The sequence below is a fragment of the Archangium lansingense genome, from assembly GCF_026626635.1.
GTDB classification, from domain to species: domain Bacteria; phylum Myxococcota; class Myxococcia; order Myxococcales; family Myxococcaceae; genus Archangium; species Archangium lansingense.
Genome location: NZ_JAPNKA010000001.1, coordinates 12,077,462 through 12,100,271 on the forward strand (window position 1 = coordinate 12,077,462; position 22,810 = coordinate 12,100,271).

The following is a 22,810-nucleotide window of genomic DNA, read 5'->3' on the forward strand; positions in this document are numbered from 1 at the left end:
CGCTCAGCGCTGGATGTCCACGCCGATGCCGAGGCCCGCCGTGAAGCCGTGCAGCAGGTTGCCCTCGGCCTGCGGGAAGTGCTCCCGGCCCGCCGTGACGAGGCCGTAGACAGCGGGCAGGAAGCGGTGACGCACCGCGAGGGCCGCGGAGTAGCGCGGATGGACGGTGAGGTCGGTGAGGATGACGCGCAGCTCGGCCACCGTCTTGCCGCCAGGCAGGTGAGCCTGGAGCATGGCGTCCGCGTCCACCCGGCCGGTGCTGACGAAGTACTCCCCGGACGCGCTGGCCGTCAGCTCCAGGTCCTCCTCGCCACCCGGGCTCACCGACACCGCGAACTCGCCATAGCCGGAGAAGGTCGCCGGCAGCACTTCCGTGGCGAGCGGCTGCTCGCTCAGGCCCACGCCGGAGAAGCGCGCGAACTCATAACCCGCGCCGAAGAAGCCGAAGCGGAAGCGGCCTCCCTGGCGCCGCGCCTCCAGTCGGCCGGTGAAGTCCACCATCTCCTTCGGCTGGCTGCGCAGCACCACGCCAAAGGCCGCACCGTAGTCCGGTATCGACTCGATGAGCGTGTCGGCCCGCGCACCCGCCGCGGCCTGCAACCACAGTTGCAGCTTCTCGTTCTTCAACACGCCGGCCTGGAAGCCGACGCTCGCCGCGGAGAGCGGCGGCGACGAGCCGCCCGCCTGGCCGAAGTCATGCGCCGCATCCACCGACAGCAGGAAACGGTCAAAGGCCGTGTCCTGATCACTCAGCAGCCGGCCCAAATCCAACCGGACCTCGGCGGCGAAGAGGCGCAGGGCCAGCACGTCGCTGGCGAAGAGTTCCACCCGCGTGGGCCCGAGGTACGCCACCGCGTTGCCGCCCGCGGGGTGGTAGTCCGGTGAAAGCCGGTTGTAGTAGCGGTTCACCAGCCAGCCCGCCCCGAGCGAGTAGGTGGAGAAGCCGCCCGCGCGCAGCTGCACATGGCCATCGTCCCGGCCGATGCTCAGGTCCCTCAGAATCTGTCCGAAGTCGCTGCGCTCGTCCCAGTCCTGGCGACGCAGCCGGCCGCCGTAGTCCTGCTCCGTCTGCAGCGGTTCCTGATCCAGCAGCCGCACGCGCAACGGCGCGCCCAGCTCGAACTCGAACTCATCGCCAACCTTCACGCCCAGACGTGGGAAGGCGACAGCGAAGCCATCCATCCCATTGGCGCCGGTACCCGAGGGCAGGGCCTGTCCGCCCACCTCGAGGGCCGCCTGGAATTGGACGCCTTCTTCCGCGGGCGCGGCGGGAGTTTCAACGAAGGCCTTGGGGGCCTGATGAAGCACAGAGGCAAGAAGGAGGGCACCAATCATGGCGCGCCACTCTACCCCGCTTCCCGCGACGTGCCCGGTGACAGGACATCAATCTCGCGCATGCATCGCTTCCTCGGAAATCGAGCAAGCGAGCTGCACGTGTGAGGAAGTGGGCCTCGGCCTGCGTCCAGAGAGGGTTTCCGGAAACGAGGCCCACCCCTGCCCCGACCTTCCCCATTCCCCGACTCGCTCCCGGTCCTCCCTGGACGCGGGCCGCTGCCCGAAATCCGCGACTCAGCCCTCGAAGACGATCTGCTTGCCCATCGCCTGGGCCATGGCCCGCGACGACACCAGCTTCGCGGCGGCCTTCGTCTCGCCCGCCACATCGAAGGCCGCGGCGATCAAATCCCCCAGCGTCACCTGCACCTTGCGCACCGGCCGGCTCGCCTTCGCCACCGCCCGCCCCGCCGTGCCCTTCACCCGACGCGCCACCTGCTTCATCACCTGTCCACCACGCTGGGTCTTCGCCATGGTTCGCCCTTCCCTCTGGTCTGGGTTGTCCGTCTCGTTGCCGACGCCCCACGCCGCCGCCCGACGCCAGACCTTCAGAGCAACCTGCATGCCCACACGCAAGCCCTTGGAATTACTGGACTCACACCAGGTAAGTGCCTCGCGAGCCCCGTGCCAGGAACTGACTTTTCTACAGAACGGGGTGGAGGGCCCCGGAACGAATGACCGGAACCGACAGCCGCGGAGACGCACACACCCGGCGCCAGGGCCGCTCTATCGCAAAGGTAACGGGTCCGCGGAACCGACAGCAAAACTCCCCTGCCCGCACCGCCGACGATCGCGTCTACTCTTCCTCTTCCCGTCACTTCTGACGAGCTCACCTCGGGAGCCATCACGATGCAGAACCGCGTCATTCCGCCCGAAGTCCAGGTGTTGGGTCAGTCCATCATGGCGATGATCGGAGGGATGGAGCTGCTCAAATCGAGGGCGATGAGGATCCTCGCGGAGAACGGGATTCCCACGCTCGAGCCGCAGGGCTGGTACCCCATGAGCAACGCGCTGACGGCCATCAAGAGCATCGAGGAGAAGATTGGCCCGGTGACGATGCGGGCGGTGGGCCGGAAGGTTCCGGAGCACGCGAAGTTCCCACCGGAGATCAACACCCTGGAGCAGGCGCTGCGCGCACTGGACATGGCCTACCAGATGAACCACCGGGGCCAGCAGGGCGGCAACATCGGCGGCTACCGCTTCGAGACGGCGCCGCACGGGGGCCGGATGATTTGCGACAACCCCTACCCGTGCAACTTCGACCACGGAATCATCGAGGCGCTGTGCGAGCGCTTCCGGCCGAAGGAGTCCGTCTGGGTGCGCGTGGAGCACGCGCCGCTGGGGTGCCGCCACAAGGGTAGCGGCGACTGCACCTACCTCATCAGCTGGTGAGGGGGACTACTTCGCGGGCGGCGAGGAGAGGACGATGATGAGCTCGCCCCCCACGTGCTTGCCGGCGCGCTGGTAGACGGCGCCTTCGCGACCCAGCTCCACGTCCACGGCGGAGAGCTGGGGAACATCCACGCGCAGGGTGGCGGTGTCGCCCTGCATGCGCAGCAGCCGCAGCGAGGCATTCACCCCGTTGGGCAGCTTCACCTCGGTGGGCTCCTTGCTGCTCACCTCGATGGACTGCTGGGAGAGGCGCTTGAAGGAGGTGAAGTTGAAGTTCTGACGCTGGAAGGTCTCCTTCATCTTCTGGAGCTGGGGCGGGTCTACCTCGGTGCCCTTGCGGGAGACGAGCACCACCTCCACCTCCACCTTGAGCTTCTGCTCCTGCGCAAGCGAGGTCCCCGGCAACAGAAACAGCCCCAGCAGGGCCAGCGCTAGCAGGGCCCCCGGCATGCGCGTCGTCATCCTCATAGCTCTCCTCCCTTGGGCGGTTCGGCCTTGTTGGCCGGGCCCTTCTTGGGCGGCTCCCCATCACCCAGCTCGTCCGACGAGTCGCCGGACGGGGGCTCGGCCGCAGAGGCATCGTGCGCCGGAGCGGCCTCCTGGTCCACCACCCAGATGATGGTGTTGCCATCATCGGACTCGAGCACCACCGGGGCCACCTTGGCGCCCTCTGAGGCCCGTACCGCGCGCACCCGCATCCGGTCCGCGCCGTAGCCCATGGGGGCCTCGTTCTGGTTCACCAGCATGGGCACCACCACCAGGGCGAGCACCGCGGCGGTAGCCAGGGAGGAGACCATGGCGGTGCGGTGGTAGAGGAACATCTCGGAGAGAGAGATGCGCAGCCGCTCCAGCAGGGGCGGACGCTCGGGCGTCACCCGGGCCATGACGCGCTGGGTGAAGTCCTTGAAGTCCACCTCGTCCACCGCCATCTCCATCCCCACGCGCAGCAGGGCGGACTCGGCGCGCAGGTCCGCGGCGCGGCCGGCGCAGTCGCGGCAGGCCGAGAGGTGACGCTCGACGTTGACGCGCTCAGCGGGGGACAGCTCCCCGTCGATGTAGGGAGACAGCAACGGGACAAAGCGCTCGCACGCGGGATTTCCGGCCATGTTCCTCACCCAGCGTAATGGGGGACGTGCGAGTTGGACGGGAGTGGGGAGCCGATATTCCAGCCCCTTTCACTCACTTCCCACCCCGCTCTTCGCCTCGTCCAACTCAAGGTATTCACTGAGGATTTTCTGCACCTTGGCCCGCGCGTGGAAGAGCCGGCTCATCACCGTGCCCTTGGGAATGTCCAGGGTGCGAGACAGGTCCTCGTAGGACATTCCCTCGATTTCGCGCAGCAGGAGGATGGCGCGGTGCTTCTCAGGAACGGCCGCGAGGGCCTCCTGGATTTTCTCCGCCAGTTCCCGGCGCAGGGCGCTCTTCTGGGGGTTGGTGCCCAGGCGGCTGCCCAGGGCACCAATGCGGGCCTCGGACAGGTCCGTGGCGACGGACTCGTCGAACTCCTCGGCATCGCCCCCGGAGGCGCCCTTCCGACGCATCACGTCGATACAGATGTTGACGGTGATGCGGTAGAGCCAGGTGTAGAAGGAGGAGTCGCCCTTGAAGTGGTCGAGGTACTTGTAGACCTTGACGAACGCCTCCTGGGAGACGTCCATCGCCTCTTCCTTGTCCTTCAGCATGCCCAGCGCGACGGCATACACCTTGCGTTGGTAACGCTCGACAAGGAGCTTGAAGGCGCGCTGGTCTCCATCACGGACGCGCTTGACGAGAGTGAGATCGTCGGTAGCCAAGGGTGCGCCACCCTACCATGAGCGCCCCACGCCCCAAGCAATACTGCGAGGGGTGGCCGTTCACCGGTAGGCGACCGTCCGAGCAGGTCGGCACTGCCGGTAACACCGCGGTGGGCGCCACCTGGGACGGGTGGTCCACCGGGGGACTTTCTCATCCGGTGGAAGGAGCCCGTCTGGAAGGGAGGCAGCCGGGGATGCCCCTTCCGGCCAGACACCTGTATAGGCCGGTGCCCAGCATGCACCCCTACGCCTATCTCGCTATCGCCATCCTCGCCGAGGTCATCGCGACCTCGTCCCTCAAGGCCACCGCGGAGTTCACCCGGCCCTGGCCGAGCCTCCTGGTCGCCGCGGGCTACATCACCGCCTTCTACTGCCTGACGTTGTCGCTCCGGGTGATTCCGGTCGGCATCGCCTATGCCGTCTGGTCGGGCCTCGGCATCGTCCTGGTCGCGATCGCCAGCTTCGTGCTCTATCAACAGAAGCTCGATGCCCCGGCAATCCTCGGCATGGCCATGATTCTCGGCGGCTGCCTCGTCATCAACCTGTTCTCGAAGAGCTCCGCCCACTGAGCGTCACGGGCTGGCCAGCATGGCCACCACGAGCCCTCGCTCACTCCGTCTCCCGCTCCGCCTTCACGGGAGAGGTCATCCCGTTGGCATCCAGGGTGACGCTGAAAACAGAGACCTGGCCATCCCCATCCAGGTCTCCGCGCGCGTAGCAGGTGACCTCCGCCTCCCCCAGGGGCGTCTCCTGCACCACCACCTGGTACTGGTAGTGGACGCGCTCGCCGGGGTTGAAGCCAATCTTCTTCAGGTTCTCGTCTGGCTCGAAGGGCACCGACTCGCCGCCCTGCGGCACCTCCCGAGGCACTGGCCCTCCTGTCAGGAAGGTGCCGTGCTCATCGCGGAAGGACTGCACGTCGCCACAGAGGCGCAGCACGTTGACGCGCGCCTCGTTCGCAAGGCTCGGGTCTCCCACGCTCCCACCGCCGCGGAGGAAGGCGAAGGCGCCGCCAACCACCACCAGGAGGCACAGCACCGCCACCACCAGCCCTACCCTCTTCCGGGAAGCCCTGCTCGGCTTGTCGGGAACGGGGTTGTCCACGTTGGCGCCTCCCTACCGGGACCCAGCCCAGTCACGCGGGTTGCGGAGCACCTCCACCAGCCGAGCCTCCTCGGTACCAGGAGACGGGTGGTGGTCGTAGCGCCAGCGCACCTGCGGGGGCAGCGACATGAGGATGGACTCCGTGCGCCCCTTCGTCTCCAGCCCGAAGGTAGTGCCCCGGTCCCACACCAGGTTGAACTCCACGTAGCGCCCGCGCCGCACCTCCTGCCAGAAGCGCTGCGCCTCCGTGTACGGCAGGTCCTTGCGCCGCTCGGCGATGGGCAGGTACGCGGGGAGGAAGGCCCGGCCAGCATCTCGCACCAGGGCGAACTCGCGCTCCAAGTCCCCGCCGAGGTTCTCGAAGAAGATGCCGCCCACGCCCCGGGCCTCCTCGCGGTGGCGCAGGTAGAAGTACTTGTCGCACGTCTCCTTGAAGCGCGGGTAGTACGCGGGGTCGTGCCGGTCGCAGGCCTCCTTGTGGACCCGGTGGAAGTGCGCCGCGTCCTCGTCATAGAGGTAGTACGGCGTCAGGTCCGCCCCACCGCCGAACCAGGCCTTCCCGCCCTGGTGGATGAAGCGATAGTTGGCGTGCACGGTGGGCACGTGCGGGTTGCGCGGATGGAGCACCAGCGAGATGCCCCCGGCCCAGAAGGTGCGGCCCTCGCCCTGCAACTTCTTCGCGAAGGCCTCCTCCAGCTCGCCGAACACCACCGAGGTGCTCACCCCGCCCTTCTCCAGCACCGCCCCGTCCTCCAGCACGCGGCTGCGCCCGCCACCACCACCCGGACGCTGCCAGGGGTCCTCGCGGAACCGGGCCTTCCCATCCAGTTGCTCCAGCGCGCCGCAGATGTCGTCCTGCAGCCCGTGGATGAACTCCGCCATCCGCTCCTTCAACTTCTCCACATCCACCGTCATGGATTCTCCTGGGTCGCCACGGGCGCCTCGAACTGCAAGGGGGGCACCGCAGGCGCGGTATTACCCGCCGCGTCGAAGACCTCCAACTTCGCGCGATAGCTCTTCCCATCTTCCAGGGCGAAGGCTCCGCTGCAGGCCTGGTGTCCCACCAGGGCCACGCCGTCGTTCAGCGAGGTGAAGTAGTGCTGGGGCGCCATGTCTTGGCCGCGACGCCAGAGCGTCACCACCACATAAGAGGGGCTGTCCTCGCTCAGGGACATGCGCAGCTTGACGAAGCGCTCGGTGCCCTCACGGGTGCGGCGGAAGAGTCCCTCGCTGACGGCGGGACGCTCGAGCCAACGCGGGCGCGCCACGTCCTGGCCCCGGCCGCTGTGCCACTCAGGCAGCGTGGAGCCGCCTCCGTTGAGCACCTTCACGCCGGGCAGCACGTCGTCCAGGCGCAGCGTGTAGACATGGCCCGGCTTGAGCGCGCCCGAGGGCCTCAGGACGACGGTGGAACGGCCGAGCGTGCTGCTCCAGCCTCGCTGAACGCGCACCTCCACCTCGTGGCCGTCCGACTGTAGCCGCAGGACCCGGCCCGGGAGCTCGGCCACCCGCGAGCTATAGGCGCCGAGGCCCTCGAGCAGGAAGCGGGTATTGGTAGGGACCACCGCGCCGGGTACGGGGAACACCTGCACGCCATCCGAGCGACAGTTGGCATGAGCAGCCGGAGCGAAAAGCATCAGAACGAGGAGCAGGACGACGGAGCGCACAAGATCTCAGAGTCTGCGCTGACCCGGCGCCGGAGGCCAGCATCCCGACAAGGCTCGCGGAGAACACTGTCGGCCCGGAACACCCTCGACATGACGCAGCCCGCCGTTGGAACCGGAGAGGGCTCGGAAACGCGTGACCAACAGAAACGTCACCGAGTCTTCGCTTGGCCGCGGGGTGGCGCGACCACTTCCCCGTGCTCTCCCGCTACACGTGGTGAGCGAAAGCTGAACCCGGGGCCTCCCGCCCTGACCCCGGCCGGGTGGGAGCCCTCTCAGTGCCGGCCGTCCTCGGAAAGGACGATGGGGCCGAAGCGCTCCTCATACTTGGAGACACCGTCCTGGAGGACGGCCAGCAAGCGCTTGAGGTGCTTGGGGTTGAGGATGACGCGCGAGCGCACCTTGGCGCGTGGCTGATGCGGCTGGATGTAGATGAAGTCCAAGGTGAACTCCGTCTCCGTCTGATTGACGAGCGCCATGTTCACGTAGTGACCATTGGCCACATCATCATCGATTTGAATCTGCAAGGGGACATCGGGGGGCTTGGGCGTATCCGACATGGGAGGGGGGGCATACCGCCAGACGCGCGCGGTGACTAGACTGTGTGATTGTGCGAGCACAACGGCTGGACGCGGAGAAGACGGCACCGTTCGAGCTGGGGCGGGGAGAAGATGCCTGCCTGCTGCTGCACGGCTTCACCGGGAGCCCCTGGGACGTACGCCCGCTGGGCGAGGCCCTCGCGGCGCGAGGCCTGTACGTGCGGGCCCCCCAACTGCCGGGTCATGGCTCCACGCCCGAGGCCCTGTTGAGCGTGGACCATCGCGACTGGATGCAGGCCGCGGCCCACGCCCTGCTGTCTCTGCGCAATTACCGCCGAATCTTTGTCGCGGGTCTGTCCATGGGAGCCCTGCTGTCCCTGCGGCTGGCGGCGGACTACCCGGAGCAGGTGCACGGGCTGGCGCTCGTCGCTCCGGCGCTGCGCTTCAAGGGCCCCCACATGTGGCTGCTCAAGCGTCTGCGGCGCCACGGGCTGTTGGAGCGACTCAAGCCCTGGGTCCAGAAGACGGGTACGGACGTATCGGACCCGGCGGTGCTGGCCGAGGCGCCCATCCTCCCGGCCTTCCCCTCGGTGCGGCTGCAAGACCTGTGGGAGTTGCAGGACATGGCAATGAGCGTCCTGCCCCGGGTGCGCAGCCCCGCGCTGGTGGCGGTGGCGGAGCAGGACCACGTGGTGGACCCCGGGGGCGGCCAGGTGCTGGTCCGCGGCCTCACCGCCTCATCCCTGGTGCGCTTCATCTCGCTGCGGGTCGGCTTCCACATCATGCCCCGCGACAAGGGCGGGCCCCTGCTCGCCTCGGAGGTGGGGAGCTTCTTCGACCGGCTCCGGGGAGCGGACGCCGCGCCAGAGAGCCGGGAGCCTCCCGCCCCGGCGCGTTCCGGCTCCGGCTGAGACTACGCAGCAGGCACGGGACACGGCCGCGGAAGCACGGGAGCGCCTCCCCGCCTGCTCAGCACTGAAAGTTGCTACAGTCGGAACGCGTGCAAACCGCCACGCATCCGGCCGCTCCCTCCACGGCTCCCCTCCCTGGTGCCTGGGGACGTATCGACTGGTCGCCCCCGGTCCCCGACCACTTCCTCATCCCCGAGCACCACTACCGCATGCGCGGGGACTGCTCCTTCCTCACCCCCGAGCAGCGGGTGCGCCTCAACCACCTCGCGGTGCGCTTCAGCTGCGAGTCCTTCGTCCACTTCGAGCGCTACGTCATCGAGTACCTCGAGCGCTACCCCGCGCGGCTCGGCCCCCTGCCGGAGCGGCGGGTGCGCTGCTTCATCGACGAGGAGCGCGTCCACGTGGACGCCTTCTACGCCGCGCTGGAGCGGTTGCGCCCGGAGCTCCATGCTGGACGGCGGCTCCAGATGCACCGCTGGAGCTGGGTGGACCGGCTGCTGCTGCGCCTCTCGCCCTCCGTCACCTTCTTCCTGCTGGCGGCCCTCTTCGAGGAGATGACGCTCTACGTCCCGGTGGTGATGGACGAGCGCCCCGAGGAGTCCTACCCACCGCTGCACGAGGTGATGCGCCTGCATGCCCGCGAGGAGCGAGGCCACGTGGCACTGGATGAGCGCGTCCTGGCGCACGCGGCGAAGGAGCAGCCCCGCTGGCGTGTGGGGCTCCAGGTGCTGCTGATGCTCGGGGTGATGGCGTGCGTGGGCATGCAGATGGACCGGGCCTGGAAGCGCGGCGTGGAACAGTTCGCCCGGGACGAGGGCCTCACTCCACGCCAGCGCCGGGCGCTCTACGGCAAGCGGCTGTCCACCTCGGACGAGATGGGGGTACGAAGCTTCTCGAAGCGGCTCGCCAGCTCCCCGCTGTGTGGTGCGGGCCTGCTGCGTGCCGTGCTGGACAGACTGACGTGAGCGCAACGGCCCAGGTGGCCTACGTCGGTGAGCCCCGGCAGCTCGCCCACAGCCTCCACGAGCTCATCCAGATGGCGCGCGAGAGCATCGTGCTCCAGATGTACCTCTTCGCCGCCGATGGGCACCTCGCGCTGCTGCGGCCAGGAGTTGGGCGCTTCCCCCATGCGCAGATGGTGGCCGACTGGCTCATCGAGAAGCGCCGGCGCGAGCCGCACGTCCTCGTCGTCGTGGTGCTCGACACCAACACCCCCGACGACCCGGCCCGCGTGCGCATTCCGGGAGACCTGGTGCGCCACCAGTTGGAGCGCGCCGGAGTGCTCGTCCTCAACGCCAACCTCTTTCACACCCGCTTCGAGGCCCGCCGCACGCTGCTGCCCGGCATGGACTTCCACCTGCGCTGGCGCGAGCACGGGCCCGGGGACTGGGTGGCCCGCCAGCAGCACTGGCAGTCGCTGCACAACGTGGAGGACCACCGCAAGAACCTCGTCATCGACCAGGGGGCCTGGGGCGCCGTCACCTCGCACAACCTCTTCGACGCCGCGGCGTGCTGGCACGAGAACCTCCTCCTCTTCGATGGCGAGCCGGCCCAGGCGCTGTGGGGCTCCGCCCGCGAGGCGCTCCGGCTGGCGCTGGAGATTCCCCAGCGGCTCGATGACACGGGGCGCTCCGCCCTCCAGGCCCTGCTCTCCCGAGAGGCCCCGAGCCCCAGGCCCTACGAGACGCGGCCCCTCGCCCCAGCCTTGGAGCGCTTCACGGCGCCCGAAGCCCCCGCCTTGCCTCCCTCACCGCCACGGTCCGCGCGGCTGCGGGTGCTGGACAACGAGGCCATCCGCCCCGCGCTGGAGGCGGCCATCGACCGCGTTCCCCCGGGTGGCCACATCTCCGTGGCGACCACCTACTTCTCGGACCTGCCGATGCTGGAGCGGCTCTTCGACGCGGCTCGGCGGGGCGTGTCGGTGCGCGTCCTCATCGACGACACGGCCGCCCTGCCCCTGCCCGCGCCGGCCGCCTTCTTCGTGCGGCAGCTCGTCAACCGGCGCGTGCTCGAAACGGCTCGCCGACGGGCGCCTCCCGGCTTCGCGCTGCGCGTCCACCACTCGGGCGGGGGGACGATGATGCACCTCAAGACGGCGGCCTTCGTCGGCCCCGGCAGCGAGGCGCTCCTCATCGGCGGGCAGGCCAACTACACCCCCAACTCCTTCAATGGTGCCTGGTGGGAGACGGACGTGGAGGTGGAGAGCCCCGAGCTGGTGGCGGACTTCCTCGCGCACTTCGACGCGCTGTGGGCCCTGCCCGCGTGTGAGCCCCTCCAGCCGGTGAAGCCCTGGGCCCTACCCTGGGCACACGCGTGCCTGGTCACCCTCGCGCTCCTGTCGCGCTGTGGATTGCAGCCATGAGCGAGGCGCTCCTTTCCCCCGCCTTCGCCCTCACGCCCACCCCCGTCCAGCTCGCCCAGCACGTGTCGGAGGCCCTCGGCCGCGAGGTGTACGTAAAGCGGGATGACCAGACGCACCCGGCGTACGGCGGTAACAAGGCGCGCAAGCTGTCGATGCTGCTCGCCGAGGCACGAGCGCGTAGGGCCACGGACCTCGTCCTCGTGGGCGCGGCGGGCTCCAACCACGTCCTGGCCACCACGGTGCACGGCCGGGCGCTGGGCTTCGCGGTGACGGCCTTCGTCGTGCCTCGCCCCCACTCGCCCGAGGCGGAGGAGTCCCTGCGGGCCGCCGCCGCTCTGGGTTGTCGGCTCGTGCCCACGCGCAGTGAGTGGACGGCCGTCCCCCGGCTGGCGCACGAGTTGCTGCGGCTGAGGCTGCGCGGCCGGCGCCCCTGGTTCATTCCTCCCGGGGGGAGCTCGTCCTTGGGCGCGGTGGGTTATGTGCGCGCGGTGGAGGAGCTCGCGCGGCAGCGTGCGAACGGGGAGCTCCCGTGGCCAGACGTGATGGTCTGCGTGCTCGGCTCCGGGGGAATGCTGGCGGGGCTCGCCGCGGGCGTGCGCGCGGTAGGCCTTCCGTGCCGGGTGGTGGGCGTGGGGGTGTGGAGCGCGTGGGCGGCCAACCGTATGGCGCTCACGTGGATGGCTCGGCGCACACTCGCGCTAGCGAATGAGCCGGGCCGCGATTCCCCATACGCTCCCCCGGAGCTGGAAGTGGACTTGAGCCAGCTCGGCGCGGGCTACGGGCACCCTACCGAGGCCGCCCTGGAAGCCCAGGCCCTCTTCGCGCGAGACGGCGTGGTGCTCGACACCACCTATACAGCCAAGGCCGCCGCGGGGTTGATGGCCCTCGCACGCGCCGACCCGCGCCCCCGACGCTTCCTCTTCTGGCATTCGCTGTCTTCGGCGCCACTCGAGCCGCTGCTCGGCTCCGGCGAGCTACCCGAGCCGCAGGTGCTCGCGCTGCTGCGCTGAAGGCACGGGCGGAGTCCAGACAGGCAGCTCGCACAGCCCGCCACCCAGGAAGAGGTGGTGCCACAGCTGCGTCGTCACCACGCCCGACAGCCCTGCCTCCAGCACGTAGCGCCGGGGTGCGTACGCCGGCAGCCGCTCGACGAGCTTCCGGGCCCGCTCCACCGCGAGCGGCTCGAACCAGCCGGAGGCTCGCAGGGACTCGGCGGAGAGGAGCTGCTCGGCCCAGCGCGGCCGGTGGGGCCCGTGGAACACGGGGTTGGCGCGGAACATTGCCTTGGGCCGGCGCGCCAGACGCTCGGGCACGAGGCGCGCCGCGAGCTGCCGCAGAAGCCATTTGTCCGTCAGGCCGCGCAGCTTGTACTCGGGTGCCAGGCTCGCGGCGAAGGCGACGACGTCCTCGTCCAGGAAGGGGTAGCGCGCCTCCACCGAGGAGTGCATGGAGACACGGTCTCCCTTGTCCGCCAGCAGGTGGCCGGCCAGCAGCAGCTTGTGCTCGACGTAGAGCGACTGATGCAGCGGGTGCCAGCGGTGCCGCCGGGGGTGGTGCAGGTCCAGGTCGTCCAGGGGCGAGGCGTCACCGAGCCGCTCCCACAGGGCCTCGCTATAGAGGAAGCCCCGAGCACGGGAGAGCGGCTCGAACAGGTCCTCCTGAGCGCACCGTCCCTCGCCCAGGAGCGCCGGCGGGGACGCGCGTGCCGGCCCCACGAGGCCGAAGAGGGCACCCCGCAGGAGCCGAGGGGCCCAGGCCGCCCCGTGGCGCTCCAGCCAGGAGAGGATGTGGTGCGACTTGTACCAGGGGTAGCCGGCGAAGGCCTCGTCGGAGCCCTCTCCGGTGAGGACGGCCTTGAAGCCCCGCTCGCGCACCCGGCCCGCGAGGCGCAGCAGGCACGCATCCGCGGTGTCGAAGACGGGCGACTCGGTGGCGACCACCAGCTCGGGGAAGGTGTCCGCGATGGCGGTGGGGCCCAGGGGAACGACGTCGAGCTCCGCGCCCACGGCCCGGGCCGCCGCGGCGGCATGGGGGCGCTCATCGAGCCCCGCTCCATCCAGCCCGATGGTGAAGGCCCGAGGGGCGGTGCCGCGCACCCGGGCGGCGAGCGCCAGTGCGACGGTGGAGTCCAGGCCTCCACTGAGGTAGGCCCCCACGGGCGCATCGGCGCGCAGCCGGCGCTCCACCGCCCGCGAGAGCACCGCCTCCAGCTCGTCCACCAGTGCCTCGGGACGCTCCGTGCGGCGCTCCTCTCCCGCGTCCGGGAAATCGAGGTCCCAATAGCGGCGTGACACCACCGTCCCCTCCCGGACGGCGAGGAAGTGCCCGGGAGGCACGGGCGGATGCCCTCGAAGAAGGAGCGGAACGAAGGGGCGGCGAGGAAGCAGAAGAGGTGATTCAACCCCCGGGCGTCCGCGCGTGCGGGGACGAGCCCCGAGGCCAGCAGGGCCTTCACCTCCGAGGCCCAGAGGAGCCAGCCGTCGCGCTCGGTGTAGTACAGCGGGCAGATGCCCACCCGGTCCCGGGCCAGCAGCAGCGTGCGGCGCGAGCGGTCCCACAAGGAGACGGCGAACTGACCCCGGGCTCGCGAGAAAGTGTCCTCGCCGTGCTCCTCATAGAGGTGGACCCAGGCCTCGGTGTCGCAGTGCGAGGCGAGCGTGTGACCGCGGGCGAGCAACTCCTCGCGCAGTTCGGGGTAGTCGTAGAGCTCGCCGTTGCTGGCCACCCAGACGTCGCCAGCTTCGTTGGACAGCGGCTGGCGCCCACCGGAGGGGTCCACCAGGGCGAGCCGGCGGGTAGCCAGCGCCAGACCGGGCTCCAGGTGGAGGTGCTCGTCATCCGGGCCGCGATGCGCGAGGGCGAGCGCCATGCTCGCGAGCCGCTCCCGGGGGAAGAGGCGTGTTCCCTTCAGGTCCAGGGCTCCAGCGATGCCGCACACGGCCGGGCAGTCTACACGGCCAGGGGCGGAAACACCGGCACCTCGGGACTCCCGTACCGGCAGCAGGCGAAGACGTCCGGGCTCTACTTCCGGCGAAGCAACCGGGAGAGCAGCAGTCCCTCGAGGTCCCTTCTCCCATCCAGAACCGCGAGCACCAGTACCCGGTCCGTCCCCACGCGGTAGATGATGCGCCAGGGGCGGACGATGAGCTCTCGATAGAGCCGGATGTTTCGTTGGGCGAGCTCCGGAACCACCCGCCCCCGGAGTGGCATTGATTCCAGCCGTTTCGCGGCCTGCTCCAGCCGCTCCAAGACGGCGAGTGCCACTCCCGGCTCATCTTGCTCGATGTAGTCGAGCAACTCATCGAGGTCGGTGCGCGCGACTTCCGCCCATTCGACCGCGTAGCGCCGCCCCATGCCTACTTCTCCCGGGCGAGCCGCCGCCGTGCACGCACGAACACTTCCGACTGAGGTATCGTGCGCCCCGCCTGCACATCCGCCTCACCCTGGGAGGTGAGTTGGAGGAGCAGCGAGGCATCGCGGAGGGCCTCGTAGGTGGCAACGTCCAGGACAACCGCCTGGGCCTCCCCGTTCTGCGTGATGACGACGGGCCTGCGCGAGCGCTTCACCTCCCGCAGCAGTTCCGCGGCGCGGGTCTTCATGTAGGTCACCGGCTTGATGTCCTCGGTCAGCTTCATGCGCCCGCCTCCAGTTCCTGGAACAGTACCAACTCCAGGTCCAGGCCGCACGGCCTCCCTCAGGGCAGGCGGGCTGACGAGGACCTGTTTCTCACACGGAAGGTGCGTGGGGCCCGCGCATACGTTAGGCACTCCTCCCGCATGTCCCCCGCCCAGCCCGTAGTCGAGCTCCACGACGTCTCCAAGTCCTACTCCGAGGGCGATGCCGTCCGCGAGGTCCTCTCCAACGTGCGGCTCACCCTGCACGCGGGCGAGTTCGTCGTGCTGCTCGGCCGCAGCGGCTCGGGGAAGTCCACGCTTCTCAACCTCATCAGCGGCATCGACCTGCCCTCGCGGGGCATGGTGCGTGTCGATGGCCGCGAGCTCGTCACCCTGAGCGAGCACGAGCGCACCCTGCTGCGCCGCGAACGCATCGGCTTCATCTTCCAGGCTTTCAACCTGCTGCCCACTCTCACGGTGGAGGAGAACATCCTCCTGCCACTGGAGCTCACCGGACGCGCGGGCCCCGCTTCGAGCAACCGGGTGCGCGAGCTGCTCGACACGGTGGGCCTGGGCAACCGGGCCGCGAGCTTCCCCGACCGGCTCTCCGGCGGCGAGCAGCAGCGAGTGGCCGTGGCCCGCGCCCTCGCCCATACCCCGCCCCTGCTGCTGGCCGACGAGCCCACCGGCAACCTCGATGAGCAGACGGGACGCAAGGTGTTGGACCTGCTCGAGGGCCTCACACGCCGCGAGAAGGCCTGCGCGCTCATCGTCACCCACGACCCGGGCCTCGTCGCACGAGCGGACCGCGTGCTGTCATTGGAGACAGGCCGGCTGCTGGAGCGGGAGGCCCGCGCGTGAGACAGCGTCTCCTGGTCCGCGCCAGCCTGCGCCACCTGGGCAGCCACCCGTGGCTGACCGCCCTGTCCCTGCTGGGCATCGCGCTGGGCGTGGCGGTGGTGGTGTCCATCGACCTCGCCAACGCGAGCGCCATGCGCGCCTTCGAGCGCTCCACTGACACGGTGGCGGGCCGCGCCACCCACCAGCTCGTCGGTGGGCCCTCGGGGCTGCCCGAGTCGGTGTACCGCGACGTGCGCCTGCTGCCCGGAGCGCCCGTGTCCGCCCCGGTGGTGGAGGGCCACGTGCGCGCGAGGAGTGGAGACCAGCGCATCCTCACCGTGCTCGGAGTGGACCCCTTCGCCGAGGCCCCCTTTCGCTCCTTCGTGCCGAGGGGCGGTGGCAGGGTGGACATGGGCACCTTCCTCACCGAGCCCGGTGCCGTTCTCCTCACCCAGCGCACGGCCCAGGCGCTGGGGGTGAAGGCCGGAGAGCCGCTCGTGGTAGGCGTGGAAGGCGTGGCGAAGCAGCTGCGCGTGGTGACGCTGCTCCAGCCCGGAGACGAGAACAGCACCCGGGCGATGGAGGGCCTGGTGCTCACCGACGTCTCCACGGCGCAGGAAGTGCTCGGCCAGGTGGGGCACCTCTCGCGCATCGACCTGAAGCTGCCGGATGGCAAGGCGGGAGAAGCCCAACTGGCGACCCTGCGCCCGCTGCTGCCCGAGGGCGTCGAAGTGGTGCGCCCCCGGGCACGCGGCAATGCGGTGGAGCAGATGACGCGGGCGTTCCGCACCAACCTCACCGCGCTGTCGCTGCTGGCGCTCGTGGTGGGAACGTTCCTCATCTACAACACGATGACCTTCTCCGTGGTGCAGCGGCGCGAGCAGCTCGGCCGGCTGCGCGCGGTGGGCATCACCCGGCGTGAGCTCTTCGCCCTGGTGCTCGGAGAAGCCGCGGTGCTGGGCGTGGTGGGCACGGTGGCGGGACTGCTGCTGGGCGTAATGATGGGGCGAGGGCTGGTTGAGCTCGTCACCCGGACGCTCAACGACCTGTACCTCGTGGTGAGTGTGCGCGGCCTCTCGCTGGAACCCTTCACACTGGCCAAGGGAGTGCTGCTGGGACTGGGCGCGACGCTCGCCGCCGCGTTGCTGCCCGCGTGGGAGGCCGCACGCTCGGCGCCCGCGGTGACCCTGCGCCGCTCCACCCTGGAGGACGTGTCGCGCAACCGGGCGCCCCGGCTCGCGCTGCTGGGATTGCTCGTGCTCGCGCTGGGCGTGGGGCTGCTGGCCCTGCCTACTCCCGAGCTGCTGCCGGCCTACGGTGGCCTCTTCTCGGTACTCCTCGGCTCGTCGCTGCTGGTGCCCTGGTTGACGGGAAGGCTTGCGGGCCTGGCCGCGGGTCCCTTGGGACGCCCCTTCGGACTGCTGGGGCGCATGGCCGCGCGAGGCGTGACATCGAACCTCAGCCGCACCGCCGTGGCCCTGGCGGCACTCATGGTGGCGGTGGCCACCACGGTGGGCGTGGGCCTCATGGTGACGAGCTTCCGCGGCACGGTGGTGGACTGGCTGGAGTCCTCGTTGCAGGCGGACGTCTACGTCTCCCCGCCCGCGCTCGTCACCCGGCGAGGTGGAGCCACCTTCGCGCCAGGCCTCGCCGAGCAGGTGCGCGCCACGCCTGGAGTGGCCAGCAGCAGCACCATCCGCACGGTGCAGGTGCGTGTAGATGGCGTGCCCACGGACGTGCGCGCGATGGACTTCGGCAACACCCCGGTGCGCCCCTACCGCTTCAAGGAGGGAGACCCGGCACGCGTGTGGAAGGAGCTGGAGGCACCAGACGCCGTCCTCGTCTCCGAGCCCTTCGCCTTCCACCGCCGGCTGGGCGTAGGCGGCACGATAGAGCTGGCCACGGACCAGGGCCCGCGCCGCTTCCGCGTGGTGGGCGTGTACTTCGACTATGGCTCGGACACGGGCACGGTGCTGATGCTGCGCGACACGTACCTGCTCCACTTCGAGGATGCGCGCGTCAGTGGCGTGGCCCTCTATGCCGCGCCCGGGCAGGACGTGGACGAGCTCGTGGCCCGAGTGCGCGAGCGCGCCGGGAACGTGCAGGCGCTGGGCGTCCAGTCCAACCGCGCGCTGCGTGAGCTGTCCCTGGAGGTGTTCGACCGCACCTTCACCATCACCCATGTGCTGCGGCTGCTCGCGGTGGGCGTGGCCTTCATCGGCGTGTTGAGCGCGCTGATGGCGTTGCAGCTCGAACGGGCGCGCGAGCTGGCGGTGCTGCGCGCCACCGGCCTCACCCCGCGCCAGCTCTGGGGCCTCGTGTCCCTCCAGACGGGGCTGCTGGGCCTGCTCGCGGGGCTGTTCTCGCTGCCGCTCGGCGTGGCGCTCGCGTACGTGCTCGTCCATGTCATCAACCAGCGCTCCTTCGGGTGGACGCTGCAACTGCTCGTCACCGGAGACGTGCTCACCCAGGCGATGGTGCTCGCACTGTCAGCGGCGGCGCTCGCGGGCCTGTACCCGTCCTGGAAGATGTCGCGCGCCAACCCCGCCCTGGCGCTGAGGGAGGAGTGAGGCGATGCGCGGACGCGGACTCGTCATCGGCGTAGCGGTGGTGCTCGTAGGGCTCGCGACGGGCGCGGCCTATGTCACCCGGGACACGTCGCCGCCCCTGGAGAACGCACCGAGGCTGAAGGTGTCGGAAGTGCTCGGAGGCAAGGCTGGCACGGAGGGCTACACGCGGGCCTTCGAGCCCCGGGAGTTCCACTTCCCCGAGGACCACGGGCCCCACTCCGGTTTCCGCGCCGAGTGGTGGTACTGGACGGGCAACCTCTCCACGGCGGACGGGCGCGACTTCGGCTACCAGTTCACCCTCTTCCGCAGCGCACTGACCCCTGAGGGCAAGGAGCGCACATCGGCGTGGGGCTCGCAGGCCATCTACATGGGACACTTGGCACTCTCGGACATCGGCGGCGGGCGATTCCACGCCACCGAGCGCTTCAGCCGCGAGGCGCTCGGGTTGTCGGGCGCACGGGCCGAGCCCTTCCGGGTGTGGCTGGAGGACTGGAGCGCGGAGGCCACCGGGGACGAGGCCCTGCCCCTGCGACTCACCGCCCAGGGTAAGGACGTGTCGCTGTCGCTGGTGCTGGAGGCCGGCAAGCCGCTGGTGCTCCAGGGCGACCGGGGCCTCAGCCAGAAGGGGCCCGAGCCGGGCAACGCCTCCTATTACTACTCACTCACCCGCATGCCCACGCGCGGACAGGTGACGGTGGACGGCCGAGCCTACGAGGTGACGGGCCAGAGTTGGATGGACCGCGAGTGGAGCTCCAGCGCGCTCGGCCAGGAGCAGGTGGGCTGGGACTGGTTCTCGCTCCAGCTCTCGGACGGCAGCGAGCTCATGGTCTACCAACTCCGCCGGCGCGACGGCACAGCGGACCCGTTCAGCGCGGGCACCCTCGTCCCCGCGCAGGGCGAGCCAGTTCGCCTGTCACTCGAGGACCTGCGGCTGGAAGTGACGGACACCTGGAAGAGCCCTCATAGCGGCGTGGAGTACCCGGCCCGCTGGCGGCTCGCGGTGCCCTCGCGTGGTCTGACACTGGACATTACGCCCGCGCTCGCGGACCAAGAGCTGCCGGTGACTGTGCGCTACTGGGAGGGCTCGGTACGCTTCTCGGGTACGCACGCGGGCCAGCCGGTACAGGGCCGTGGCTACGTCGAGCTGACGGGCTACGGCGACACGCCCCCTCCAGGACGCTGAGGGAAAACCGGCGGTGTGAAACCGCGTCCGACGGGAGGCAGCACCATGCCGCGGCCGCACGAGTGGACATTCGGAACGCACCAGGCCTGGCTCGAGTCACCGGACGTGCTGTGGATGAAGATCCGTGGCGCGACCACGCTCGAGGACGGCGTCGCCATTCTGGAGATCTACCGCGAGGTGGGTAGCCACCAGCGCTTCTACCTGGTGACGGACCTCTCGGAAGCCACCACCATCGACCTGAAGGCCCGGGACCACGTCTCCTGGAACTCCCACACGGAGTGGTTCCACGGCGCCATCTACATCGGAGCGGGACTGGTCCAACGAGCCGTGGCCAACAGCATGAGCTTCTTCCACTCGCTCACTGGCAAGGCGACCCTGCCCCAGCATTTCGTTTCGACAGAGAACGAAGCACGCGCGCTCATCGCCGACGAACGCTCCCTGCTGGACAGATGAGGCGAGTCCCGCTCGCTCGCTCCACCCTGACGGGTAGGATGGTCACAACCGTCATCGGGGGGTTACATGAGCATCCGCCGCGAGTGGAAGTTCGGGACGCACTCCGCCCATTTCGAGCAGCCAGACATCCTATGGGTGAGCATTCAAGGAGAGACCACCCTGCAGGACGCCATCGCCGCGTTGGAGCTCTACAAAGAGCTGGGGAGCCAGAGTCCCTTCTACGTGGTGACGGACCTCACGGAGGCCACCTCCTTCGAGGCGGAGGCTCGGGAGCACACCACCAAGAGCATCAACCCGAGCTGGTTCCTCGGCTCCGTCTATATCGGAGCGGGCTTCGTGCAGAAGGCCCTGGCCAAGAGCCTGGCCTTCGTGCACGCCATGACGGGAAGGCTCACCTTCGACATGCACTTCGTCTCCACGGAGCAGGAGGCCCGCGAGCTCATCGCCCGCGAGCGCGTCCAGCGCAGCACGAGGGTCGCCTAGAACACGGACAGCTGTTCCACCGGCTCGTCACGCGCCTCCAGCGGGCGCGTGTTGTAGGCGAGCGACTCCGTCAGACGCGCGGGCTTCTCGGCGCGCGGAGACGTCATCAGCCGGATGAAAGCCTCATGGTCCAACCGCAGGCGCGGGTTGGTGAGACGCTCGTGGCCAATGGTGCTGAACGTCCGCCCGCCATAGTCGTGCGCGGGAAACACGAGCAGCTCCCCTGGCAACGACAGTAGCCGCTGGAGGCTGAGGTACTCGGCCTCGGCGTCGCCTGTCGGCAGATCCGTCCGGCCCGTGGCGCCGATGAGCAACGTATCGCCGGTGAGCACCCGGTCCTCCATCACCAGCACCAGTGCGTCCGAGGTGTGCCCGGGGCTCGCCCAGACGGTCAGGTGCACATCGCCCACCGCCAGCACCTCGCCATCATGCAGCGGCCGTTGCACCGACCCCTCGGGAGCCCCCGCATGCACCGCTCCCGTCATCCGCGCCAGCTCCCGGCCTCCGGACAGATGGTCCGCGTGCGTATGCGTGTCCACCACCATCGTCAGCCGGAGCTGATCCTTCGCCAGCCGCTGCATGTAGCCGGGCACCAGTTCCAGCACCGGGTCCACGATGAGCGCCTGGCGTGTTCGCGGGCTGACGATGAGGTACGTGCGACAGCTCGCCCCACCGTTCAGCTCCTCGAAGATGAACCCCATCATCCACTCCCTCCCTCTCCCGGGTGCGCTACCGCCTCCGGGACACGGGCAAGGTAGGCATTGCCCACGCGCGGCACGGCCGGACGGGGCCCCGAAGGTCCCGAGACGCCACACAGTTGACGGTCTGGAGGCCGAGCGCAGAGGCGCCGTCCGAACGGTGAGCGAGCAGCCAGGCCCCGGCTCGCACGCAGGCTGACCCGAGCCCTCTCTGCCCCCAGTTTGAGAGCCAACACGCACCGCGGGACTGGACTCGCGGGTGACACCTCAACGGGAGCAACAGCATGGCCCTCGCCCAGAAGGCATTCGGCGTATGGCTTCTCTCGAAGTTCATCCAGAAGCACCGCCGTCCCTGGTACCGGCGCAACCCCTACGCCCGGCGCCCCGCGGCGGGATTCCTGCACGGACTCACCCCGCTGGGCCGTATCAGCCTCGGGGGCCTCGCGCTCCTCACCGCGCGCCGTCTCATGGGCCGCCGGCAGATTCCCGCCTGATGAGAGTCCCCCACCCCCTTTCTCTCCAGAGGGAGGGGGCCCCCTTTGGAGAGTTGGGGACTTGCCTTGCTCTGTCCCCAGGGGTCGCCGGAGAATGCAGCCCTTGTTCACCCACGCTGGGTGGGCGATGGCGGTACCGGAGCGTTTCACCCGCCGCGACCCGAAGTCGTGGCCGCACCAGCGGGTGAAGGTGCAACCGCCGCCCGAAGGAGAGCCGACACGTTGAGCGGTACTCGCATGCAGAGCTGGGTGAGGGCCATGGGGATGGCGTCGGCGTTGGGACCGCTGGTGCCTGGGTGCGCGGCCTTCCGGGCCCGGTTGACCCGATCGACTCCGGCTCCCGAGTTCGAGACCTTCTTTCCCGGGGACGAGCGGCCCGGCACCGTGGCGGTGTTCGCGGCGGGCGCGGCCACCTATGGCTTCTCCGGAGTGGGCCGGCTGGTCGCCCTCCTGGTGGAGACGCTGGTGGACCTGGGCTCACGTGAGGAGCTCGAGCAACTGAACCCCGGCACGGGCCTGTACCTCGCCCTGCCGGACCCGGAAACGCGCGGCTTCACCACGGGGAAGGAGCCGAGCGACGAGGATCCGCCGGACGCGGCCAGGCGCGTGGCCCTGCTCGCGGAACGGGTGGTGCGTGGGGCCTGGGACGCCTTGAGGCTGCCCGGTTGGAAAGGCCCACTGCGCTCCTTCCACGGAGGCAATGCCGCCTTCGCCCAGGCGCTGGCCGCCGCGGAGGAGGATCTGCGCACGCGGCAGACGCAGGCCGGGCTCGTCTGCGCGGTGGACAGCCTTGTTTCCACGCGGACGCTGGAGCTCCTCAACGCGGAGGGCCAGCTCAAGACGGCCGCGCGCCCCGTGGGCCTCATGGCGGGCGAGGCCGGGGTGGCGCTGCTGCTCGTCCGTCCCCCTCCGGCCAGCACCGAAACGCCGGAGCCGCGCGTGCTCGTCCGGGACGTGGTGCTGGGCATGGAGCCCAACCTCCCAGGCACGGGGCGCCCGTCCGATGGGCGGGCCATCACCCAATTCGCGCTGGCCGCATTGGGGAGGCTCCTCCCTGGCGAGCCTCTCCCGGTGCTCGTACTGGACCATGATGGTCGGCCGTACCGCGGGCACGAATGGGGCATGCTGCTGCTCCACCTGAGCACCCTGGACCCTCGCTTCCGCGACTGTCGTACCTGGCTACCTGCGGACGGTTTCGGCGCCACCGGTGCGGCCTCCGGTGGAGTAGGTACCGCGGTGGCGCTCCAGGCCCTGCAACGTGGCTATTCGCGCACCCCGTCCCTCCTCGTCCTCTCTTCCTCGGACACGGGGGAGCGTGCCGCCATCCACCTCGCCGTGGCCCCGAGTCGCGCGGGCTGAGCGCGGAGCCCCGCAGCCA

General features: G+C 69.7%; 26 protein-coding genes and 1 pseudogene. 13 read left to right on the forward strand and 14 right to left on the reverse strand.

Annotated features, from left to right (window positions below; all coding sequences use genetic code 11):
- Positions 1–3: 3 nt before the first annotated feature.
- Positions 4–1,335: a hypothetical protein gene (locus OV287_RS48310; protein WP_267540849.1), complete on the reverse strand. Its 1,332-nt coding sequence runs from the start codon at positions 1,333–1,335 to the stop codon at positions 4–6.
- A gap of 234 nt (positions 1,336–1,569) precedes the next feature.
- Positions 1,570–1,806 (reverse strand): chaperonin, encoded by a 237-nt coding sequence (locus tag OV287_RS48315; RefSeq protein ID WP_267540850.1) that lies wholly within the window; start codon positions 1,804–1,806, stop codon positions 1,570–1,572.
- 375 nt (positions 1,807–2,181) lie between these two features.
- Here OV287_RS48315 and OV287_RS48320 point away from each other — a divergent pair, with 375 nt between their 5' ends.
- Positions 2,182–2,724, forward strand: a complete 543-nt coding sequence (locus OV287_RS48320) for a hypothetical protein (protein WP_267540851.1) — start codon at positions 2,182–2,184, stop codon at positions 2,722–2,724.
- 6 nt (positions 2,725–2,730) lie between these two features.
- Here the strand turns inward: OV287_RS48320 and OV287_RS48325 are convergent, their stop codons facing one another.
- The 3 genes from OV287_RS48325 to OV287_RS48335 all read right to left on the reverse strand — a co-directional run bounded on the left by OV287_RS48325 (position 2,731) and on the right by OV287_RS48335 (position 4,517).
- Positions 2,731–3,186 (reverse strand): hypothetical protein, encoded by a 456-nt coding sequence (locus OV287_RS48325; RefSeq protein ID WP_267540852.1) that lies wholly within the window; start codon positions 3,184–3,186, stop codon positions 2,731–2,733.
- 2 nt (positions 3,187–3,188) lie between these two features.
- Positions 3,189–3,830 carry an anti-sigma factor family protein gene (locus OV287_RS48330; protein WP_267540853.1) on the reverse strand — a complete coding sequence of 214 codons (642 nt, stop codon included), beginning with the start codon at positions 3,828–3,830 and terminating at the stop codon, positions 3,189–3,191.
- A gap of 69 nt (positions 3,831–3,899) precedes the next feature.
- Entirely contained in the window at positions 3,900–4,517 is a 618-nt protein-coding gene (locus OV287_RS48335) for an RNA polymerase sigma factor (RefSeq protein WP_267540854.1), read from the reverse strand.
- A gap of 236 nt (positions 4,518–4,753) precedes the next feature.
- Between OV287_RS48335 and OV287_RS48340 the strand changes: the two genes are divergently transcribed.
- On the forward strand, positions 4,754–5,086 hold the full coding sequence (locus tag OV287_RS48340; RefSeq protein ID WP_267540855.1) for a DMT family transporter: 333 nt from the start codon (positions 4,754–4,756) through the stop codon (positions 5,084–5,086).
- 40 nt (positions 5,087–5,126) lie between these two features.
- On the opposite strand, the gene OV287_RS48345 is transcribed toward OV287_RS48340, so the two are convergent.
- From OV287_RS48345 to OV287_RS48360, 4 genes are all read right to left on the reverse strand, one after another.
- Positions 5,127–5,621 (reverse strand): hypothetical protein, encoded by a 495-nt coding sequence (locus OV287_RS48345; RefSeq protein WP_267540856.1) that lies wholly within the window; start codon positions 5,619–5,621, stop codon positions 5,127–5,129.
- A gap of 12 nt (positions 5,622–5,633) precedes the next feature.
- A complete protein-coding gene (gene hemF, locus OV287_RS48350) occupies positions 5,634–6,536 on the reverse strand; it encodes an oxygen-dependent coproporphyrinogen oxidase (protein ID WP_267540857.1) in 903 nt (300 codons plus the stop codon).
- Entirely contained in the window at positions 6,533–7,288 is a 756-nt protein-coding gene (locus OV287_RS48355) for a hypothetical protein (RefSeq protein ID WP_267540858.1), read from the reverse strand. The genes hemF and OV287_RS48355 overlap by 4 nt, the downstream gene beginning before the upstream one ends.
- A gap of 272 nt (positions 7,289–7,560) precedes the next feature.
- Positions 7,561–7,845, reverse strand: a complete 285-nt coding sequence (locus OV287_RS48360; RefSeq protein WP_267540859.1) for a DUF3467 domain-containing protein — start codon at positions 7,843–7,845, stop codon at positions 7,561–7,563.
- Positions 7,846–7,910: 65 nt separating this feature from the next.
- Between OV287_RS48360 and OV287_RS48365 the strand changes: the two genes are divergently transcribed.
- The 4 genes from OV287_RS48365 to OV287_RS48380 all read left to right on the forward strand — a co-directional run bounded on the left by OV287_RS48365 (position 7,911) and on the right by OV287_RS48380 (position 12,107).
- The gene (locus OV287_RS48365; protein WP_267542567.1) at positions 7,911–8,735 is read left to right on the forward strand and encodes an alpha/beta hydrolase; all 825 of its coding nucleotides are present in this window, start codon (positions 7,911–7,913) and stop codon (positions 8,733–8,735) included.
- A gap of 89 nt (positions 8,736–8,824) precedes the next feature.
- On the forward strand, positions 8,825–9,700 hold the full coding sequence (locus OV287_RS48370; RefSeq protein ID WP_267540860.1) for a diiron oxygenase: 876 nt from the start codon (positions 8,825–8,827) through the stop codon (positions 9,698–9,700).
- The gene (locus tag OV287_RS48375) at positions 9,697–11,097 is read left to right on the forward strand and encodes a phospholipase D-like domain-containing protein (RefSeq protein WP_267540861.1); all 1,401 of its coding nucleotides are present in this window, start codon (positions 9,697–9,699) and stop codon (positions 11,095–11,097) included. Before OV287_RS48370 ends, OV287_RS48375 begins: the two co-directional genes overlap by 4 nt.
- Complete coding sequence (locus OV287_RS48380) at positions 11,094–12,107, forward strand: 1-aminocyclopropane-1-carboxylate deaminase/D-cysteine desulfhydrase (RefSeq protein WP_267540862.1); 1,014 nt, start codon at positions 11,094–11,096, stop codon at positions 12,105–12,107. Before OV287_RS48375 ends, OV287_RS48380 begins: the two co-directional genes overlap by 4 nt.
- On the opposite strand, the gene OV287_RS48385 is transcribed toward OV287_RS48380, so the two are convergent.
- The 4 genes and pseudogenes from OV287_RS48385 to OV287_RS48400 all read right to left on the reverse strand — a co-directional run bounded on the left by OV287_RS48385 (position 12,072) and on the right by OV287_RS48400 (position 14,732).
- On the reverse strand, positions 12,072–13,433 hold the full coding sequence (locus OV287_RS48385) for an asparagine synthetase B family protein (protein WP_267540863.1): 1,362 nt from the start codon (positions 13,431–13,433) through the stop codon (positions 12,072–12,074). The genes OV287_RS48380 and OV287_RS48385 overlap by 36 nt on opposite strands.
- 41 nt (positions 13,434–13,474) lie before the next feature.
- A pseudogene (locus OV287_RS56635) lies at positions 13,475–14,035 on the reverse strand (asparagine synthetase B family protein); the annotation flags it as partial.
- 83 nt (positions 14,036–14,118) lie between these two features.
- Positions 14,119–14,451: a type II toxin-antitoxin system RelE/ParE family toxin gene (locus OV287_RS48395; protein WP_267540864.1), complete on the reverse strand. Its 333-nt coding sequence runs from the start codon at positions 14,449–14,451 to the stop codon at positions 14,119–14,121.
- Positions 14,452–14,453: 2 nt separating this feature from the next.
- Positions 14,454–14,732 carry a type II toxin-antitoxin system Phd/YefM family antitoxin gene (locus OV287_RS48400; RefSeq protein WP_267540865.1) on the reverse strand — a complete coding sequence of 93 codons (279 nt, stop codon included), beginning with the start codon at positions 14,730–14,732 and terminating at the stop codon, positions 14,454–14,456.
- A 141-nt stretch (positions 14,733–14,873) separates the two neighbouring features.
- Here OV287_RS48400 and OV287_RS48405 point away from each other — a divergent pair, with 141 nt between their 5' ends.
- The 5 genes from OV287_RS48405 (at position 14,874) to OV287_RS48425 (ending at position 20,240) form a co-directional block, all read left to right on the forward strand.
- Positions 14,874–15,572 carry an ABC transporter ATP-binding protein gene (locus OV287_RS48405; protein WP_267540866.1) on the forward strand — a complete coding sequence of 233 codons (699 nt, stop codon included), beginning with the start codon at positions 14,874–14,876 and terminating at the stop codon, positions 15,570–15,572.
- The gene (locus OV287_RS48410; protein ID WP_267540867.1) at positions 15,569–18,121 is read left to right on the forward strand and encodes an ABC transporter permease; all 2,553 of its coding nucleotides are present in this window, start codon (positions 15,569–15,571) and stop codon (positions 18,119–18,121) included. The genes OV287_RS48405 and OV287_RS48410 overlap by 4 nt, the downstream gene beginning before the upstream one ends.
- Before the next feature lie 4 nt (positions 18,122–18,125).
- The gene (locus OV287_RS48415; RefSeq protein ID WP_267540868.1) at positions 18,126–19,304 is read left to right on the forward strand and encodes a lipocalin-like domain-containing protein; all 1,179 of its coding nucleotides are present in this window, start codon (positions 18,126–18,128) and stop codon (positions 19,302–19,304) included.
- 45 nt (positions 19,305–19,349) lie between these two features.
- Complete coding sequence (locus tag OV287_RS48420) at positions 19,350–19,757, forward strand: hypothetical protein (RefSeq protein ID WP_267540869.1); 408 nt, start codon at positions 19,350–19,352, stop codon at positions 19,755–19,757.
- A 66-nt stretch (positions 19,758–19,823) separates the two neighbouring features.
- Positions 19,824–20,240: a hypothetical protein gene (locus tag OV287_RS48425; protein ID WP_267540870.1), complete on the forward strand. Its 417-nt coding sequence runs from the start codon at positions 19,824–19,826 to the stop codon at positions 20,238–20,240.
- Here the strand turns inward: OV287_RS48425 and OV287_RS48430 are convergent.
- Complete coding sequence (locus OV287_RS48430; RefSeq protein ID WP_267540871.1) at positions 20,237–20,944, reverse strand: MBL fold metallo-hydrolase; 708 nt, start codon at positions 20,942–20,944, stop codon at positions 20,237–20,239. The genes OV287_RS48425 and OV287_RS48430 overlap by 4 nt on opposite strands.
- Positions 20,945–21,222: 278 nt before the next feature.
- On the opposite strand from OV287_RS48430, the gene OV287_RS48435 reads away from it, so the two are divergent.
- Together OV287_RS48435 and OV287_RS48440 are read left to right on the forward strand one after the other, a co-directional pair.
- The gene (locus tag OV287_RS48435; RefSeq protein WP_267540872.1) at positions 21,223–21,432 is read left to right on the forward strand and encodes a PH domain-containing protein; all 210 of its coding nucleotides are present in this window, start codon (positions 21,223–21,225) and stop codon (positions 21,430–21,432) included.
- A gap of 222 nt (positions 21,433–21,654) precedes the next feature.
- Positions 21,655–22,791, forward strand: a complete 1,137-nt coding sequence (locus OV287_RS48440; protein ID WP_267540873.1) for a hypothetical protein — start codon at positions 21,655–21,657, stop codon at positions 22,789–22,791.
- Positions 22,792–22,810 lie beyond the last annotated feature (19 nt).

Bases quoted from the DNA above. Each gene is read 5' to 3' on its own strand.
- OV287_RS48430 (WP_267540871.1), bottom strand. From the start codon at position 20,944: ATGATGGGGTTCATCTTCGAGGAGCTGAACGGTGGGGCGAGCTGTCGC.
- OV287_RS48420 (WP_267540869.1), top strand. From the start codon at position 19,350: ATGCCGCGGCCGCACGAGTGGACATTCGGAACGCACCAGGCCTGGCTC.
- OV287_RS48320 (WP_267540851.1), top strand. From the start codon at position 2,182: ATGCAGAACCGCGTCATTCCGCCCGAAGTCCAGGTGTTGGGTCAGTCC.
- OV287_RS48340 (WP_267540855.1), top strand. From the start codon at position 4,754: ATGCACCCCTACGCCTATCTCGCTATCGCCATCCTCGCCGAGGTCATC.
- OV287_RS48325 (WP_267540852.1), bottom strand. From the start codon at position 3,186: ATGACGACGCGCATGCCGGGGGCCCTGCTAGCGCTGGCCCTGCTGGGG.
- OV287_RS48435 (WP_267540872.1), top strand. From the start codon at position 21,223: ATGGCCCTCGCCCAGAAGGCATTCGGCGTATGGCTTCTCTCGAAGTTC.
- OV287_RS48405 (WP_267540866.1), top strand. From the start codon at position 14,874: ATGTCCCCCGCCCAGCCCGTAGTCGAGCTCCACGACGTCTCCAAGTCC.
- OV287_RS48380 (WP_267540862.1), top strand. From the start codon at position 11,094: ATGAGCGAGGCGCTCCTTTCCCCCGCCTTCGCCCTCACGCCCACCCCC.
- OV287_RS48310 (WP_267540849.1), bottom strand. From the start codon at position 1,335: ATGATTGGTGCCCTCCTTCTTGCCTCTGTGCTTCATCAGGCCCCCAAG.
- OV287_RS48415 (WP_267540868.1), top strand. From the start codon at position 18,126: ATGCGCGGACGCGGACTCGTCATCGGCGTAGCGGTGGTGCTCGTAGGG.
- OV287_RS48330 (WP_267540853.1), bottom strand. From the start codon at position 3,830: ATGGCCGGAAATCCCGCGTGCGAGCGCTTTGTCCCGTTGCTGTCTCCC.
- OV287_RS48395 (WP_267540864.1), bottom strand. From the start codon at position 14,451: ATGGGGCGGCGCTACGCGGTCGAATGGGCGGAAGTCGCGCGCACCGAC.
- hemF (WP_267540857.1), bottom strand. From the start codon at position 6,536: ATGACGGTGGATGTGGAGAAGTTGAAGGAGCGGATGGCGGAGTTCATC.
- OV287_RS48315 (WP_267540850.1), bottom strand. From the start codon at position 1,806: ATGGCGAAGACCCAGCGTGGTGGACAGGTGATGAAGCAGGTGGCGCGT.
- OV287_RS48425 (WP_267540870.1), top strand. From the start codon at position 19,824: ATGAGCATCCGCCGCGAGTGGAAGTTCGGGACGCACTCCGCCCATTTC.
- OV287_RS48360 (WP_267540859.1), bottom strand. From the start codon at position 7,845: ATGTCGGATACGCCCAAGCCCCCCGATGTCCCCTTGCAGATTCAAATC.
- OV287_RS48400 (WP_267540865.1), bottom strand. From the start codon at position 14,732: ATGAAGCTGACCGAGGACATCAAGCCGGTGACCTACATGAAGACCCGC.